This is a genomic window from Sphingomonas sp., from assembly GCF_019746015.1.
Classification (GTDB): domain Bacteria; phylum Pseudomonadota; class Alphaproteobacteria; order Sphingomonadales; family Sphingomonadaceae; genus Sphingomonas.
In genome coordinates this window covers 1-16,822 of record NZ_JAIESM010000036.1, presented here as the reverse complement: position 1 = coordinate 16,822, position 16,822 = coordinate 1, and the positions used below count along the sequence as shown (strand labels likewise).

The 16,822-nt window shown below is 69.0% G+C and carries 16 protein-coding genes; 9 read left to right on the top strand and 7 right to left on the bottom strand.

Annotated elements, in window-relative coordinates:
• Both K2Y03_RS06290 and K2Y03_RS06285 read right to left on the bottom strand, forming a co-directional pair.
• The coding region (locus K2Y03_RS06290; RefSeq protein ID WP_294089255.1) for a molybdopterin cofactor-binding domain-containing protein at positions 1-1,618 on the bottom strand (1,618 nt) is incomplete at its 3' end.
• A gap of 20 nt (positions 1,619-1,638) precedes the next feature.
• On the bottom strand, positions 1,639-3,345 hold the full coding sequence (locus K2Y03_RS06285) for a class I adenylate-forming enzyme family protein (RefSeq protein ID WP_294089252.1): 1,707 nt from the start codon (positions 3,343-3,345) through the stop codon (positions 1,639-1,641).
• 66 nt (positions 3,346-3,411) lie between these two features.
• Here K2Y03_RS06285 and lgt point away from each other — a divergent pair, with 66 nt between their 5' ends.
• The 5 genes from lgt (at position 3,412) to K2Y03_RS06260 (ending at position 7,956) form a co-directional block, all read left to right on the top strand.
• Positions 3,412-4,281, top strand: coding sequence for a prolipoprotein diacylglyceryl transferase (lgt, locus tag K2Y03_RS06280; RefSeq protein WP_294089249.1), 870 nt, complete (start codon positions 3,412-3,414; stop codon positions 4,279-4,281).
• Between the two features lie 95 nt (positions 4,282-4,376).
• The gene (locus K2Y03_RS06275; protein ID WP_294089256.1) at positions 4,377-5,327 is read left to right on the top strand and encodes an SAM-dependent methyltransferase; all 951 of its coding nucleotides are present in this window, start codon (positions 4,377-4,379) and stop codon (positions 5,325-5,327) included.
• Positions 5,324-5,827, top strand: coding sequence for a GNAT family N-acetyltransferase (locus K2Y03_RS06270; RefSeq protein WP_294089246.1), 504 nt, complete (start codon positions 5,324-5,326; stop codon positions 5,825-5,827). Before K2Y03_RS06275 ends, K2Y03_RS06270 begins: the two co-directional genes overlap by 4 nt.
• Entirely contained in the window at positions 5,824-6,588 is a 765-nt protein-coding gene (gene pgeF / locus K2Y03_RS06265; protein ID WP_294089244.1) for a peptidoglycan editing factor PgeF, read from the top strand. The genes K2Y03_RS06270 and pgeF overlap by 4 nt, the downstream gene beginning before the upstream one ends.
• Before the next feature lie 63 nt (positions 6,589-6,651).
• Positions 6,652-7,956: a cystathionine gamma-synthase family protein gene (locus tag K2Y03_RS06260; protein WP_294089242.1), complete on the top strand. Its 1,305-nt coding sequence runs from the start codon at positions 6,652-6,654 to the stop codon at positions 7,954-7,956.
• Positions 7,957-8,231: 275 nt separating this feature from the next.
• Here the strand turns inward: K2Y03_RS06260 and gyrB are convergent, their stop codons facing one another.
• On the bottom strand, positions 8,232-10,706 hold the full coding sequence (gyrB, locus tag K2Y03_RS06255) for a DNA topoisomerase (ATP-hydrolyzing) subunit B (RefSeq protein WP_294089240.1): 2,475 nt from the start codon (positions 10,704-10,706) through the stop codon (positions 8,232-8,234).
• Between the two features lie 143 nt (positions 10,707-10,849).
• Between gyrB and K2Y03_RS06250 the strand changes: the two genes are divergently transcribed.
• Positions 10,850-11,257: a hypothetical protein gene (locus K2Y03_RS06250; protein ID WP_294089237.1), complete on the top strand. Its 408-nt coding sequence runs from the start codon at positions 10,850-10,852 to the stop codon at positions 11,255-11,257.
• A 2-nt stretch (positions 11,258-11,259) separates the two neighbouring features.
• Here K2Y03_RS06250 and K2Y03_RS06245 read toward each other — a convergent pair whose 3' ends face one another.
• Complete coding sequence (locus tag K2Y03_RS06245; protein ID WP_294089234.1) at positions 11,260-11,790, bottom strand: TetR/AcrR family transcriptional regulator; 531 nt, start codon at positions 11,788-11,790, stop codon at positions 11,260-11,262.
• Positions 11,787-12,875, bottom strand: a complete 1,089-nt coding sequence (recF, locus tag K2Y03_RS06240) for a DNA replication/repair protein RecF (protein ID WP_294089232.1) — start codon at positions 12,873-12,875, stop codon at positions 11,787-11,789. Before recF ends, K2Y03_RS06245 begins: the two co-directional genes overlap by 4 nt.
• 90 nt (positions 12,876-12,965) lie before the next feature.
• On the opposite strand from recF, the gene K2Y03_RS06235 reads away from it, so the two are divergent.
• On the top strand, positions 12,966-13,532 hold the full coding sequence (locus tag K2Y03_RS06235) for a carboxymuconolactone decarboxylase family protein (RefSeq protein WP_294089227.1): 567 nt from the start codon (positions 12,966-12,968) through the stop codon (positions 13,530-13,532).
• Between the two features lie 65 nt (positions 13,533-13,597).
• On the opposite strand, the gene K2Y03_RS06230 is transcribed toward K2Y03_RS06235, so the two are convergent.
• Positions 13,598-14,065, bottom strand: a complete 468-nt coding sequence (locus K2Y03_RS06230; protein ID WP_294089225.1) for a hypothetical protein — start codon at positions 14,063-14,065, stop codon at positions 13,598-13,600.
• Complete coding sequence (locus K2Y03_RS06225) at positions 14,062-14,691, bottom strand: histidine phosphatase family protein (protein WP_294089224.1); 630 nt, start codon at positions 14,689-14,691, stop codon at positions 14,062-14,064. Before K2Y03_RS06225 ends, K2Y03_RS06230 begins: the two co-directional genes overlap by 4 nt.
• 174 nt (positions 14,692-14,865) lie before the next feature.
• Between K2Y03_RS06225 and dnaN the strand changes: the two genes are divergently transcribed.
• Both dnaN and K2Y03_RS06215 read left to right on the top strand, forming a co-directional pair.
• Positions 14,866-15,978: a DNA polymerase III subunit beta gene (gene dnaN, locus K2Y03_RS06220; protein WP_294089223.1), complete on the top strand. Its 1,113-nt coding sequence runs from the start codon at positions 14,866-14,868 to the stop codon at positions 15,976-15,978.
• 93 nt (positions 15,979-16,071) lie between these two features.
• Positions 16,072-16,821, top strand: a complete 750-nt coding sequence (locus K2Y03_RS06215; RefSeq protein WP_294089222.1) for a Coq4 family protein — start codon at positions 16,072-16,074, stop codon at positions 16,819-16,821.
• Position 16,822 lies beyond the last annotated feature (1 nt).

Below are 16,822 nucleotides of genomic sequence, written 5' to 3'. Positions count from 1 at the left end.
CGCCGGATCGCCAATGGCCGGTCGGCACGCCGATCTCGGCGACATGATGGTCGACCGCATAGCTGGGGAAGCGGTAATAGGGGAGAGCGCCGGCAATCGCATAGGGGTCGCCCGACCCTTCGAGCATCAGCGCGGCACGGGCACCGGCATCATGCGCGAGCAGCCGCCGGGCCAGTTCCTGGCCGGTAGCGGGCGCGGCGATCTTGGCCAGCCAGCCCATGATCGTGCCGTTCGCGCCGAGCCGGGCGGAGAGCCGCGCGGCGGCCGGCGGGCGGTAACGGTCGTGGCGCAGATCTTCGGCGCGCGACCAGACCAGCTGCACCGGCCGGCCGACCGCCTTGGCGATCAGCGCCGCCTGCACCGCGACATCGGTTTCCAGCCCAGCGCCGAACGACCCGCCGACCAGCATCGGGTGCACCGTCACCCGGCTGCCATCGATGCCGAGCGCGGCGGCGGCGGCATCGCGGGCGAGACCCGGCGCCAGCGTCGGCAGCCACAGCTGCAGCCGCCCCTCGTCATAGCGGGCGGTGGCCGAGGGCGTCTCCAGCGCGGCATGCGCGGCGAGACCGACGCGATAGGCCGCCGTCACCACCCGCGCGCCGCGAAACACCGTCGACAGGTCGCCGCGCGACAGCATCCGCGTGCCCGGCCCGTCCAGCGCGCTGTCCAGCGCCTGGTCGATGCCCTTTTGGTGGAGCGTCTCGTTTACACCCGAAAAACGGGGTCGGGTGGCTTCGACCGCGCGATTGGCCGCCCACCAGGTGTTGGCAACGGCGGCCACCCAGCCTGGTTGTTCCACCAGCGCAACGAAACCGGGTGTGCGCTGGGCCGCCGCCCGGTTCAGCCCGGCCAGCGCGCCGCCCAGCGGGGCCTGCGCGATGGCCGCGAACACCATGCCGGGAAAGCGGATATCGGCCGCGAAATTGGCCGAGCCATCGACCTTTGCCGGCACGTCGAGCCGGGGCAGCGACTGGCCGGCCAGCTTGAAATTATCGTCAAGCCGCATCGGCAGCTCGTCGGGCAGATCATATTTGGCCGCCGCCGCCGCCAGCGCGCCGAACCGCAGCTTGCGCGTGCCCGACTGGATGAAGCCGCCATCCGCCGCACAGGCGCGCCAGTCCACGCCCCACTGCGCCGCCGCCGCCTTTGACAGCAGCACGCGCGCGGCCGCCCCGGCGCGGCGCAGATCGTCCTCAAAGCCGCGCACCGAGCTGGACCCCGCCGTCAGCATCAGCGTGGTGCGCGTCGCATGGGCGGCGCGCATGTCGGGCGGGATCAGCGCGAACAGCCCCTCGAACAGCTCGTTCGCGCCCAGCGGATTGGCGTAAAGCGGGTTGAGCGGTGCCGGCTCCACCGCCACCGTGCGCCAGTCCGCGCCCAGTTCATCCGCCAGAATCTGCGGCAGCGCGGTCCACGCGCCCTGGCCATATTCGGCCTGGGGCACGGCGACCGTCACATGCCCGTCCTCGCCGATCTTCAGCCACGCACCGAACAGCGTCTCGCCGGGCGCGGCGGTAAGGTTGGGGGCGTAGCGGCGCGGCCACACCGCCCAGGCCAGCATCAGCCCCAGCCCCGCCCCGCCGCCGATCAGCAGCCCACGCCGACTGATTTCCGCCATGCGCCGCTATGCCGCCATGCTCAGGCAGCGCGTTCGGCGATGTGGCGCTCGCGATAGGCGGTGCGCAGCGCGACCTTGTCGATCTTCTCGGTGCCCAGGCGCGGCAGCGGCGCGGGCGACAGCCAGATGCGCGCCGGCACCTTGAACGCGGCAATGCGCCCGGCGAGAAACTCGCACAGCGCCTCGGCATCCATCACCTCGCCCGCGCGGATGTGCACCACGGCGCCGGGCACTTCGCCATAACGGTCATCGGGCAGTCCGAACACCGCCGCTTCGGCAACGGCCGGGTTTTCATAGAGCGCGGCTTCCACTTCCTGGCACGAGATATTCTCGCCGCCCCGGATGATGATGTCCTTCTTGCGGTCAACGATGAACAGATAGCCGTCCTCGTCCAGATAGCCGATATCGCCGGTCAGGAAGAACTGGTCGGCGGTGAAGGCGTCGCGCGTCGCCTCCGGCCGGTTCCAATAGCCCTTGAAGTTGCAGATCGAGCGGATCGCCACTTCGCCGCGCGCGCCCTGCGCCACCGGCTGGCCGGCGCCATCCAGAATGGCCAGCTCGACCAGCGGATAGCTTGGCCGCCCGGTCGAATTGGGCTTGGCCAGATAATTGTCACGGAAATTGCCACAGCCCACGCCATTGGTTTCGGTCAGGCCATAGCCCAGCAGCGGCGCGCCGGGCAGCTCCTCATGAATGCGCTTCACATGCTCCACCGGGCGCGGCGCGCCGCCGGCGGCGAAATCGGTCACGCTGGTCAGGTTGTATTTGTGGCGATTGGGGTGGGTGAGGATTTCAAAGCTCATCAGCGGCACGCCGACGAAATAGCTGATCTGCTCGCGCTCGATCAGGCGCATCGCTTCCTCGGCATCCCATTTGGGCATCAGCACCAGCTTGCGACCCATCGCGAAGCTTTGCAGGAACACCGGCACTTCCGCCGTCACATGGAACAGCGGCACGTTGAGCAGGGTGGAGGGCTGGCCCTGGGGCGGCTGGCCCATCTGGGTGGCGATGGTCAGCATCGTCACTGCCTGCGCCAGATAGTTGAACACCGCCTGGGTCAGCCCGCGATGATCGGCCAGCGCACCCTTGGACTGGCCGGTCGATCCGCTGGTGAACAGGATCGTCGCATTGTCCTCACCCGTCAGCATGGGGAGCTGGGTCTCGGCGGTGCCGCCGCGCGCGATAACGCCGGCGAGTGCCTGCGCCAGCGGCAGCCGGTCATCGATCGGCACCACATTGGCGGACAGGCCGGTTGCCTCGTCCAGCCGCTGCGCGCGGGGGGCATCGGCAAAGACCAGCGCGCATTCCACTTCGGCGATCGCGGCGGCCAGTTCGGCGGTCTGCCACCAGCCGTTGAGCAGCGTCGCCACGCCGCCCGCCATCAATATGCCCATATAAAGCGCGATCCAGCTGGGCGAGTTGCGCATCGCAATACCCACCCGGTCGCCGCGCTGCACGCCATGCCCGTCGACCAGCGCGCGCGCGACCTGGCCGGCAATCGCATAAACCTCGGCAAAGCTCAGCCGCTCCTCGCCCGCGACAAGAAAGGTCTTGTTGTGATGCTCGGCACAGAAATGCGCAAAATAATAGGTCAGCGCCGGCGGCGCGGCGGCGATCATCGGATAATCGCGGCCATCACGGGTCGTCGTCACCACCGGCATCTGCCCGCCGGGCGCGGTCAGCGCGGCGAGCACCGCATCCATCTGCTGGTCCAGCAGGCTCGGCATGTCTCTCTCCCTCTTGGTCTTCCGGCCCGCGCCGCTTATGGAGGCGGCGCAGTCTGGGGAAAAGCTTTGATCCTGTCTCTCGCCGCCGCGCAAGCGCATATTCGTTTCGAAGACCTGCACATCAGCCCGACGATCGTTACGATCGGCTGGTTCAGCCTGAAATGGTATTCGATGGCGTATATCACCGGCATCATCATCGGCTGGTGGTATATGCTGCGGCTGATCGCCCGGCCGGGCGCGCCGATGGCGCGGCGCCATGCCGATGACCTGGTCTTCTATGCGACGATCGGCATCATCGCCGGCGGGCGGATCGGCTATGTGCTGTTCTACGCGCCGGACATGCTGTTCCACCCCCTGCAGATATTGAAGCTGTGGGAAGGCGGCATGTCGTTCCATGGCGGCGCCATCGGCACCTCGATCGGCATCTTGCTGTTCGCGCGCGCACACAAGCTCGATTGGCTGCGCGTGCATGATTATCTGGCCTGCTGCGTGCCGTTCGGGCTGTTCTTCGGCCGGCTGGCCAATTTCGTGAATGGCGAGCTGTGGGGCAAGCCGGCCGATCTGCCCTGGGCCATCGTGTTTCCGCACACCGGGCTCGACGTGGCGCGCCACCCCAGCCAGCTTTACGAGGCGGGGCTGGAGGGGCTGGTGCTATTCGCGCTGCTATGGTGGGCGTTCTGGCGGACTGAGGCGCGCTACATGCCCGGGCGGCTGGTGGGGATTTTCCTGGCCGGCTATGGCGTGGCGCGCTTCCTGGTCGAATTTGTGCGCGAGCCCGACGCGCAGTTCAGGGGCAGCTTCATCGAGGCGACCGGCATCCATATGGGCCAGTGGCTGTGCGTGCCGATGATCGCGGCCGGGCTGTGGCTGATCGTCTCCGCACCCGGCCGGCGCCAGCGGGTGGAGGCAATTGCCGGCACGGAGAGCGTCGCCTGAGCGCGGAGGCCCCGACCCTGGCCCCATCCCCGGCGCTGCCCGAGCGGCTGGCGCGCGCGATCACGCTCGCCGGGCCGATCTCGCTGTCGCATTACATGGCGGCGGCGAACGCGCATTATTATGCGACGCGCGACCCGCTGGGCGCGGCCGGCGACTTCATCACCGCGCCCGAGATCAGCCAGATGTTCGGCGAGCTGATCGGGCTGTGGCTGGCCGACCTGTGGGACCGGGCCGGGCGCGGGCCTGCCTGCTATGTCGAGCTGGGGCCGGGGCGCGGCACGCTGGCGGCCGATGCGCTGCGGGCAATGGCGAAGGCGGGGCTCGCGCCGCCCGTCCATTTCGTGGAAACCAGCCCGGTGCTGCGCGCGGCACAGGCCGAACGGGTGGCAGGCGCCATCTGGCATGACAGCATCGACACGCTGCCCGACGAGGTGCCGCTGCTGATCGTCGCCAATGAGTTTTTCGACGCGCTGCCGATCCGCCAGCTGGTCCGCCGCGCTGGCGCCTGGCACGAGCGGCTGGTGGCGTGCCAGGCTCTGATCTTCCTGCCCATCGCCGGGCCGGCGGTGCCCGACGCGATCATTCCCGAGGCGCTGCGCGACGCGCCGGCCGGTGCGGTGATCGAAACCAGCCCGGCCTCGGTCAACCTGATGCGCGCGCTGGGCGGGCGGCTGGCGCGGCAGGGGGGCGCGATGCTGGTGAGCGATTATGGCTATGAAGGCCCGGCGCTGGGCGACACGTTCCAGGCGATGCGCGCGCACGGCTTTGCCAACCCGTTCGAGGCGCCGGGCGAGCATGACCTGACCGCGCATGTCGACTTTGCCACGCTTGCTGCTGCCGCTGCCAGTGCCGGCGCGGCGCCGCACGGCCCGGTCGGGCAAGGGGCGTTCCTGACCGCGCTTGGCATCGACGCGCGCGCCGCGGCACTTGGGCCCCGCGTCGCCGCCGACCGCGAGCGGCTGGTGGCGCCTGACCAGATGGGCACGCTGTTCCGCGCGCTCGCCATTACCGCGCCCGGCTGGCCGCACCCGGCGGGGTTCGCATGATCCTGCGCGATGCGACCGCCGCCGATGCCGACGCGCTGTCGGCGCTGGGCAAGGCGACCTTTGTCGAGACCTTCGGCCATCTCTACAGCCCCGAAAATCTGGCCGCGTTTCTGGAGACGCACGCGCCCGACCACTGGGCCGCGCAGCTGGCCGATCCGGCCTATGCGGTGCGGGTCGCCGCCATCGATGGCACGCTCGTCGCCTATGCCAAGCTCGGCCCGCCCTCGCTGCCCTTCACGCCGCAGGGGCGCCCGATCGAGCTGCGCCAGCTCTATGTGCTGAAGCCCTGGCACGGCACCGCGATTGCGCCCGCGCTGATGGACTGGACGATTGCCGAGGCCCGCGCGCGCGGCGCCGACGAGCTTTATCTGTCGGTGTTCACCGACAATCACCGCGCCCGGCGCTTTTACGAACGCTATGGCTTTGTCTTCGTGCAGCCCTATGCCTTCATGGTCGGCACGCATGCCGACGAGGACCATATCCTGAGGCTCGCGCTATGACCGTCGAGGTGATCACCACCCCCGTGCTGGCCGGCCTGCGGCACGGCTTTCTGGGCCGGCGCGGCGGCGTGTCCACCGGCATCCATGCCGGGCTGAACGTCGGCACCGGTTCCGCCGACGAGGCCGGGGCGATTGCCGAGAACCGCGCGCGCGCGCTCGCCGCCGTCGCGCCGGGGGCGGCGCTCGTCACCGTCTATCAGGTCCATTCGGCCGATGTGGTAACGGTGGACGCCGCCATTCCGTTCGATGCGCGGCCGCCCGCCGATGCGATGGTCACCGACCGGCCCGCGCTGGCGCTGGGCATCCTGACCGCCGATTGCGCGCCGGTGCTGCTGGCCGATGCGCAGGCCGGCATCATCGGCGCGGCGCATGCCGGGTGGAAGGGCGCAATCGGCGGGGTGTGCGAGGCGACCGTCGCGGCGATGGTGGCGCTGGGCGCGGATCGCACCCGGATCGCCGCCGCGATCGGCCCGTGCATCGCGCGCGTCAGCTATGAAGTGGATGACGGCTTTGCCCGCCGCTTCGAAGACCATGACCCCGCCAACGAGCGCTTCTTCACGCCCGGCCGCGCCGGCCACCATCAGTTCGATCTGGAAGGCTATGTCGCGCACCGGCTGGCGGCGGCCGGGGTGCAGACGGTGGCGGCGCCGGGGCTGGACACCTATGCCGACGCGGCCCGCTTCTTCAGCTATCGCCGCGCCACGCACCGGGGCGAGGCCGGCTATGGCCGCCAGATCAGCCTGATCGCGCTGCCGGCATAAACGCCCGTTTCACTGGCGGCGAAAGCGCCCTAAGACGGCAGCATCATCCCCAGGAGAGCCCCCATGACCGAGCCCGTCGACCAGAGCCCGCGCCGCCGCCCCAAAGCCGACATTGCCGAGATTGGCGGGCGCCCGCTGAAACCCTCCACGCTGATGATGGGCCATGGCTATGACCCGATGCTCTCCGAAGGATCGCTGAAACCGCCGATCTTCCTTACCTCCACCTTCGTCTTCCCCAGTGCCGCCGCCGGCAAACGCCATTTCGAGGGCGTGACCGGCAAGCGCCCCGGCGGCGCCGAGGGGCTGGTCTATTCGCGCTTCAACGGCCCGAATCAGGAGATTCTGGAGGACCGGCTGGGCATCTGGGAACAGTCGGAAGACGCGCTTAGCTTCTCGTCCGGCATGTCGGCAATTGCGACGCTGTTCCTGTCGCTGGTCCGGCCCGGCGACACCATCGTCCATTCCGGGCCGCTTTATGCCGCCACCGAAACGCTGATCGCGCGCGTGCTCGGCCGGTTCGGCGTGCATTTCCTGGACTTTCCCGCCGGCGCGACGCGCGAGGAGATCGACGCGGTGCTGCAAAAGGCGTCGACCGGCCGGGTTGCGCTGATCTATCTCGAAAGCCCCGCCAACCCCACCAACGCGCTGGTCGATGTAGAGGCGGTCGCCGCCAGCCGCGACGCGATTTTCGCCAATGCCGCCGAAAAGCCGCCGATTGCCATCGACAACACCTTTCTGGGCCCGCTGTGGCACCAGCCGCTGCAGCATGGTGCCGATCTGGTGGTCTATAGCCTGACCAAATATGCCGGCGGCCATTCCGATCTGGTGGCGGGCGCCGTGCTCGGCTCGCGCGCGCATATCGACACCATCCGGCTGATGCGCAACACCATCGGCACCATCACCGACCCCAACACCGCCTGGATGCTGCTGCGCAGCCTGGAAACGCTGGAGCTGCGGATGAGCCGCGCGGGCGAAAACGCGGTCAAGGTGTGCGAATTCCTGCGCGAACATCCCAAGGTCGAGCGGGTCGGCTATCTGGGCTTTCTGGAAGACGGGCCGGACGCGCGCCAGGCCGACATTTATCGCCGCCACTGCACCGGTGCCGGCTCCACCTTCTCGCTCTATCTGAAGGGCGGCGAGAAGGAGAGCTTTGCGTTTCTCGACGCGCTGAAGATCGCCAAGCTCGCAGTGTCGCTGGGCGGCACCGAAACGCTCGCCAGCCACCCCGCCGGCATGACCCACCTGTCAGTGCCCGAGGAACGCAAGCGCGCACTCGGCATCACTGACAATCTGGTGCGCATCTCGATCGGGGTGGAGGATGCCGACGATCTGATCGCCGACTTCGCGCAGGCGCTGGCGACGGTTTAGTGGGTCCGGGCACGGTGCTCGTGCTGAACTCGCGCCGCCCTGATCCCCCGAACCGTCACCCCGGGCTTGACCCGGGGTCCCGCTGTTCTGCCGTGCCGCAAAGGCAGCTCTCTCCTCCTCCCCTTCAGGGGAGGAGGTCGGGAGGAGGGGCGTCTATGGAGAGCGCGGCGCTTTTTTGGGATAGGCCCCACCCCAACCCCTCCCCTGAAGGGGAGGGGCTTTGCTTGGTTGCCGGCGCCGGCCCGTAACCGTTTCAGCCGAAGCTGAAACCCAAATCAAACATCCAGATTCACCACGCTCAGCGCGTTGTCCTGAATGAATTCGCGGCGCGGCTCGACCACGTCGCCCATCAGCCGGGTGAAGATTTCATCGGCCATGTCGGCCTGCTGCACCTCGACGCGCAGCATCGAACGGTGGTCGGGGTCGAGCGTGGTCTGCCACAATTGCTCGGCATTCATTTCGCCAAGGCCCTTGTAGCGCTGGATCGACAGCCCCTTGCGCCCGGCCGCCAGCACCGCGTCGAGCAGCTGGCTGGGCCGGCTGACGCGGGTTTCGCCCTTGGCGAGCGGGGCGGCCTCGTCGGCGCTTTCCGCCCCCGCTTCCGCCTGGCTGGCGCGCGCGGCCGATACCAGCTTGCCGGGCTGGGCGAAACTGTCCGCCATATCGGCCGCCAGCGCGTGGAGCTTGCGCGCCTCCGCCGAGACGAGGAAGGCGGCCTCGATAATGTGGTGGTCGGTCACCCCGCGCCACAGCCGGCGGATGTGGAACGCGCCCTCGGCACCCACCTCGGCGCTCCACCGCGCCTCCGGATCGCCATCGTTCAGGCGCGCAGCGGCGGCGGCAAGCGCGGGCGCGCGGGCACCGGCGTCGAGCGCGGGGTCGAGCGCACCGGCGAGCGCCAGCTGCTCGACAATCACCGGATCGTAGCGGCGCGGCACATAGCGCATCAGCGTGCGCAGCCGCCGCGCCTGTTCGACCAGCGCGCGCAGATCGGCGCCGCTGCGGCTGCCGCCCGCGCCATCGAACACCGCGCCCGCCACGCCGTTTTCAACCAGATACTCGTCGAGCGCGGGATCGTCCTTCAGATAGACTTCGCTGCGCCCGCGCGTTGCCTTGTAGAGCGGCGGCTGGGCGATGAAGAGATGCCCCTTCTCGATGATCTCCGGCATCTGGCGATAGAAGAAGGTGAGCAGGAGCGTGCGGATATGCGCGCCGTCGACATCGGCGTCGGTCATGATCACGATCTTGTGGTAGCGCAGCTTGTCGATGTTGAAATCGTCGCGGCCGATGCCGGTGCCCATCGCCTGGATGAGCGTGCCGATCTCGCGGCTGGAGAGCATCCGGTCGAAGCGCGCGCGCTCCACGTTCAAAATCTTGCCCCGGAGCGGCAGGATCGCCTGGAAGTGGCGGTTGCGCCCCTGTTTGGCGGAGCCGCCAGCCGAATCGCCCTCCACCAGGAACAGCTCGGACTTGGCCGGATCGCGCTCCTGACAGTCGGCAAGCTTGCCGGGGAGCGACGCGATGTCCATCACGCCCTTGCGCCGGGTCAGCTCGCGCGCCTTCTTGGCGGCCTCGCGCGCGGCCGCCGCGTCGATCACCTTGGCAACGATGGCGCGGCCATGCGCGGGGTTCTCCTCCAGCCATTCGGCCAGCTTGTCCGCCATCAGGCTTTCGAGCGGCTGGCGCACTTCGGACGAGACCAGCTTGTCCTTGGTCTGGCTGCTGAACTTGGGGTCGGGCAGCTTCACCGAGACGATCGCGGTCAGCCCCTCGCGCATGTCATCGCCGGTCAGCGTGACCTTTTCCTTCTTCAGCAGCCCCGATTTCTCGGCGTAATTGTTGAGGGTGCGCGTGAGCGCCGCGCGGAAGGCGGCCAGATGGGTGCCGCCGTCGCGCTGCGGGATGTTGTTGGTGAAGCACAGGACGTTTTCGTAATAGCTGTCATTCCATTCCAGCGCGACGTCGATGGTCACATCGTCGCGCGTGCCGGTGATGGCAACGGGGTCAGGCATCAGCGGCTGCTTGTTGCGATCGAGCCATTTCACGAACGCGGCGATCCCGCCTTCGTAATAAAGTTCGACCGACTTCTTCTCCTCGTGCCGTGCATCGGTCAGGAACAGGCGCACGCCCGAATTGAGGAAGGCCAGCTCGCGGTAGCGATGCTCCAGCTTGTCCCAGTCGAACTCGGTGATCTTGAAGGTGGCGGGGCTGGGCAGGAAGGTGACGCGCGTGCCCTTCTTGGCCGACGGGCCGACCACCTTCAGCGGCGCGACCGCATCGCCAAAGGCAAAGCGCATATAATGCTCCTGCCCGTCGCGCCAGATCGTCAGATCGAGCCATTCGCTGAGCGCGTTGACCACCGACACGCCGACGCCGTGCAGCCCGCCCGACACCTTATAGGCATTGTCGTCGCTGGTGTTTTCAAACTTACCCCCGGCGTGGAGCTGGGTCATGATCACCTCGGCCGCCGACACGCCCTCTTCGGGGTGGATGCCGGTCGGGATGCCACGGCCATTATCCTCCACCGATACCGAGCCATCGGGGTTCAGGGTGATGTCGATCCGGTCGCAATGGCCGGCCAGCGCCTCGTCAATCGCATTGTCGGACACTTCGAACACCATGTGGTGCAGGCCCGAGCCATCATCGGTATCGCCGATATACATGCCGGGCCGTTTGCGCACCGCGTCCAGGCCTTTCAGGACCTTGATCGAGTCGGCGCCATAGTCATTGCTGTTGGGGGTGCTTGCCATAGCAAGCCTATAGGAAAAGCATCGAGCGAACGCAAAGGTGGTGCACGGGGGGCCGTGCGCGGGGCGATGTTGTTTTCTGTAGCAAACGCTACGTGGGCGCGCTATGTAGCAGCTGTTACGCACCCCCGCCCAAGGAGCTTGCCATGGCCTCGATCCCGCTGACCCCGCCCGCCAATGCGCTGACCCCCAACCGCGTCGCCGTTCTGATCGGCTTTGGCCTGGTGCTCTGGGCAGCGGGCGTGGTGATGCTGCGCTGGCTGGCCGATGCCGGTGCGATGACCGGTGCGTGGCTGCCGCTGGTCTATGCCGCGGTCATTCCGCTCACGCTGCCGTGCATTCCGCTGGGGCCGCGGCTGGCGCGGCTGCCGGCGAGCGAAACGGCGCGCTGCACCGCATTGGTCTGCGCAACCGCAGTCACCATCGACGGGCTGGTGATCGGCTTTGTGCCCTGGGTCTATGCCGCCGATGCCGACCTGGCGCGCGCGGTGGCCGGCTGTCTGCTCTGGGCGATCGGCGTTGCGCTGATCCTGGGGCTGATCCGCCGGGGATAGGCTCAGCGCGCCGGCTGGCCCTGCGCCTGGGCCAGCAGGTCGCTCATCCCGACGGCGTGGAACAGCAGCGCGCCGTCGATCAGCTGGGCGAGCAACGCCGCCTGTTGCGCGCGCTTGTCGTCGGTGGTCTCGATCCGCGCGCCGACCCAGTCCAGAAAGCCGCCCGCAATCGCTTCGCCCACCGCCCGGCACGTCGCATCGCCGGCGGCGGCGCGGGCGGCGATCTCCAGCCACAGCCGCATATAGGGCCACAGCTCCTCGCCCATCATCAGCTGGGGCAGCTCGCGCGCCAGCTGCCCGGCCGGGCGGGGCGCGGCACCGGCCAGCGCATTCAGCCGCAGCTCCAGCCGCTGCGCCACCGTCTGCAGCGTGGCGGCGATCAGTTCCGCCTTGGTGGTGAAATAATAGAGCAGCATCCGGTCGCTGGTGCCAAGCGCTGCGGCCACCGGGCGCAGGCTGGTACCCCCCAGCCCATGCGCCAGCATGTGGTCGGCAAGCTGTTCGAGCAGGTGCTGGCGGCGATCGCCCGTCATGGCCTGACGCTTTCGGCCGGGCGGGCGCCCCCGTCAAGCGGCAGCGCGACATGCGTGCCGGGCGCGCCGGCGAACAATGCCGCCTCGGTCCCCGTCATCCACACCTGCCCGCGCCCGGCGAGCCGGTCGAACAGCGCGGCGCGGCGCGCGGGGTCAAGATGCGCGGCGACTTCATCGAGCAGCAGCACCGGCGCGCGGCCGGTGCGCTCGGCGACCAGCTCGGCATGGGCCAGGATCAGCGCGAGCAGCAGCGCCTTCTGCTCGCCGGTCGAACAGAGCGCGGCCGGCTGAGCCTTGGCAAGATGGGTGACGGCCAGGTCGCTGCGGTGCGGGCCGGACAGCGCGCGCCCGGCGGCCGCATCGCGCGCGCGCCCGCTGCGCAGCGCCGCCGCCAGCGCCTCCGCCTCCCCCTGCCACCCCTCCAGCGCGAGGCCGGCGCGCGCGAACGGGCCTTCGGGTGCTGCTGCCAGCCGGGCACCGAGCGCCGTCACCAGTTCGCGCCGGGCGGCATCGATCGCCGCGCCATGCCCGGCCAGCTGATGCTCCAGCGCGTCGAGCCAGGCCGGGTCGCCGCGCTTGCCGCTCTGCATCTCGGCGAGCAGGCGGTTGCGCGCGCGGCTCGCTGCTTCATAGCGATTGGCGTGCACGGCATGGCCGGGAAACAGCGCCAGCGTCAGCCGGTCGAGAAAGCGCCGCCGGTCGCCCGCAGTGCCGGCGAACAGCCGGTCCATCGCCGGGGTCAACCAGATCAGCGTCAGCCGCTCGGCCAGCGCGGTGGCGGCCGCGCCTGCCCCCTGCACGCGCACGATCCGCCGCTCGGGCGCTGCCGCCTGCGTGCCGGTCGCGATCTCCACCCCGTCGTCCAGCTGCGCGGCGACGCCAAAGCCGCCGCTGCCGCCCTGCCGCGCCATCGCCGACAGGCTGGCCCGGCGCAGCCCGCGGCCCGGCGCCAGCAGCGACACCGCCTCCAATATGTTGGTCTTGCCCGCGCCATTTTCGCCGGTCAGCATCACAAAGCCCGGCCCCGGCGCCAGCACCGCATCGGCATGATTGCGAAAATCGGTAAGGACAAGGCGGGTCAGCACAGGCAGACTCCTTAGCGCATGGCGCGGCGCTGTCGTCCCCCTTTCGCAATGCCATGGCATCACCCGGCCAAACCCTGAAGGAGACCTGCGATGCGCCTGCCCCTGATCGCCCCCGACGCGCTGACCCCTGAACAGCGCCCGCTTTATGAGGATATGCGCGCCGGCATCGCCAGCACCTTCAACGCGTTCAAGGCGATTGGCGAGGATGGCGCGCTGCTCGGCCCGTGGAATCCGTGGCTGCACGCGCCCGTCATCGGCCAGGCGATCTGGAACCTGACCAAGGCGATGTCGATCGGCGCCACCCTGCCCGACCCGGCGCGCCAGGTGGCGATTCTGGTGACGGGCGCGCATTTCGACGCGGCCTATGAAATCTATGCCCATATCGCGATTGCCGAGCGCGAGGGGATGAGCAGCGCGCGCCTTTCCGCGCTGTGCGCCGGGGTGAAGCCCGCCGATCTCTCGGCCGAGGAAAGCGTTGCCTATGACGTTGCCTATGCGCTGGTGAAGGGCGGGGTGCTGCCCGAGCCCTGTTACCGGCTGGCGGTTGAGACCTTCGGCCAGGCCGGCGCGACCGAGCTCATCTATCTGGTCGGGCTCTACTGCCTCGTTTCGATGACGCTCAACGGCTTCAACGTGCCGGTGCCCGAGCGCGAGTGACCGACCTGAGCCCCTCCCCTTCAGGGGAGGGGTTGGGGTGGGGCCTCTCGAGAAAGCGCAGAGCCCTAGAGACAGCCCAGCGTCGCTGCGTCGATCGCGGTCGCGGCGCCGTCCAGCGCATAGGCATCGGCAAAGGGCACGCCGCGCAGGCCCAAAGTCTCCACGCTCATCGCGCGGCCGCCGCGCATTGCGGCGATGATCGCGGCATCGGCGCGCGCATCCGGCGCCCAGGCATCGCTGTCCCCCGCCGTCAGCGCGAAGCGGCGCTGGCCGATGCTGATGGTGACGCGCGCATTGGGGCTGCGCGGCTGGCTGAGCCGGACATAGAGCTGCGCACGCGGGCCGCCCGGCCACGTCGCCACCGTCACGAAGCCGCGCCCGCGCCCGCCGGCCGAACCGGGGGCGGCAATCGCGTAGCAGCGGCGCGGGCTGGCATCGCGGAACGCCGCCCAGCCGCCATGCACGCCAAGCGATTCGCGCGCCACCGCTGGCGCGGCGACCAGCACCAGGCCCGCGATCAGCGCCGCCCTCATGCCGGCGCCCGCCCGGTGCCCAGATGCACCACCTGCTCCACGCCGCGCTCGATCATCACCACCGATCCCTGCGGCAGGCCGCGCGCGGCGGGCGCGCCAAAGCCGGGCACTGGCGCCATCCCCGTCATCACCCCGCGCAGCACGCAGCTGGAAATGCCGTGCATGATCACCAGCCGGTCGCCGGGATCGTCATCGGTCGCGGCCAGCCAGTCGGCCACGCGCGCGGCGATCTGCGGATAGGTTTCGCCATCGGGCGCGGGTTTCAGCAGCCCGGTCGCCGGGTCGATGACCGGGCCGGCCTCGGCAATCACCTCGGCATAATAGCGCCCGCCCCAGCTGCCCATGCCGATTTCGACCAGCCGGTCGTCGGCATGCGCGCCGTGCCAGTCAAGGCCCAGATGCTCCGCGATCACCGCCAGCGTCTGCAGCGCGCGGCCGGTGCTCGATGCCCATAGCGTGAGCGGCGGGCGCTCGCCGAGCAGGGTGCGCAGCGCGCGGCCAATCTCGTCCGCCTGGGCAAAGCCCGCGCGCGTCAGCGGCGTGTGCGGCGCGGTGCCCTGCAGCCGGCGCGCGGCGTTGAACACGGTTTCGCCGTGCCGCGCGATGAAATCCCGTCCCTTGCGCACCCTGCCTCCCGCCGCGTCGACCCGCTCCTGCCGCCAAATGCCCGCCCGGCGCGATTTTGGCGAGAGTGGAAACGGCCGGGCGGCTTGCGGTCGCGATGTTTATGTTTAAGGATTGGCGAAGGTAAATCACCCCATGCGTGCCTGACGACAGGCAATTGGGGCCGGGGGAGTGGCATGAAGGCGACGATCGAACGCGCAACCTTGCTGAAGGGCTTGAGCCACGTTCAATCGGTGGTCGAGCGGCGCAATACCATCCCCATCCTGTCGAACGTGCTGATCGAGGCGCAGGCCGGTGGCGGGCTGAAGCTGATGGCGACCGACCTTGATCTGCAGATCAACGAGCATGTCGCCGCCGCTGTCGACGTGGCCGGCGCCACCACGGTTTCGGCGCACACCTTGTTCGACATTGTGCGCAAGCTGCCCGAGGGGAGCCAGGTGTCGCTCGCTGCCGCCGAGGGACGGATGACGATCAACGCCGGCCGCGCCAAGTTCAGCCTGGCAACGCTGCCGCGCGATGATTTCCCGGTCTTTGCCGAGGGCGACCTGCCCACCCAGTTCGAACTGCCGGCCGAAACGCTGAAGCAGATGATCGACAAGACGCGCTTTGCCATCTCCACCGAGGAGACGCGCTATTATCTGAACGGCATCTTCCTGCATGTGAGCGACGAGGGGCAGCCGGTGCTGAAGGCCGCCGCCACCGACGGCCACCGGCTGGCGCGCGTCACCGTGGCCCGGCCCGACGGCGCCGAGGGGATGCCCGACGTCATCGTGCCGCGCAAATGCGTGGGCGAACTGCGCAAGCTCTTGGACGAGGTCGATGGCTCGGTCGGCGTGTCGCTGTCATCGACCAAGATCCGCTTCGATCTGGGCGCGGCGCTGCTCACCTCGAAGCTGATCGACGGCACCTTCCCCGATTACAGCCGCGTCATCCCGACCGCGAACGACCGCATCCTGAAGATCGACCCGCGCGCCTTCCAGGAAGGGGTCGACCGCGTCTCGACCATCGCCACCGAAAAGACCCGCGCGGTGAAGATGGCGCTCGACCGCGACCGCATCACCCTGTCGGTCACCAGCCCCGAAAACGGCACCGCAGCCGAGGATGTGCCCGGCGACTATGCCGCCCAGCCCTTCGAGATCGGCTTCAACAGCCGCTATCTGCTCGACATTCTGGGCCAGGTGGAAGGCGATACGGTGGAAGTCCATCTGGCCGACGCCGCCGCCCCCACGCTGATCCGCGAGAATGACAAGGCGCCGGCGCTCTACGTCATCATGCCGATGCGGGTGTAACCGCCACCCCCGCCCCGGCATGGGCAACCGCCCGCTATTGAAACGGTAAGCTTTGCACGGCATGCTGACATTTCTGTCAGTAAAAGGCTGTGCATGACCGAGACCCTGCTGCCCGACCGCCGCGACTGGAAGACCGCCTGGCGCGCGCTGCGCACATTGCTGAGCGATGGCGATGACACGACGCAGGTGTTCGTCATCATGCGCGCGCTGAACGCCGGCAACGGCAAGCGCAACTATGCCCGGCTGGTGCGCAGTTTTGAGGGAGGGCGGATCGCCTATGCCCAGCAGGAACTGGCCGATAAGCTCTCCGATCCAGCCTATATCGACAGCTTCGCGCCCGGCACGGTGGGGGCGGCCTATCGCGACTTTCTGCACAGCACCGGCTTTTCGGCGATGGGGCTGGCCGAGGTATCGAACCTCGACAAAGAAGCGCAGCCGATGCGTCACCCCTATGCCTGGTTCGGCCGCCGCATCCGCGACACGCACGACATCTGGCACGTGCTGACCGGCTATAAGGCCGAGGAAACGCTGGGCGAGGCGTGTCTGGTCGCGTTCAGCTATGCGCAGGTCGGCGGGCTCGGCTGGGCGTTCATTGCGGTGGGCGCGTCGATCAAGTCGGTGCTGGTCACCCGCCGCTTCGCCTTTGCCCGCGCGGTGTGGGAGGGGTATCGCCGCGGCCGCCGCGCCGCCTGGCTGGCGGGCGAGGATTATCACGCGCTGCTGAACGAGCCGATCGCCGCCGCCCGCGCGCGGCTGGGGCTGGGCACGCCGGCCGCCTATGCCCGCGCCGCCCGGCTGCTGGGGCCGCAGGCCGCCAATTACGCCAGCCTCGGCACGGCCTGAA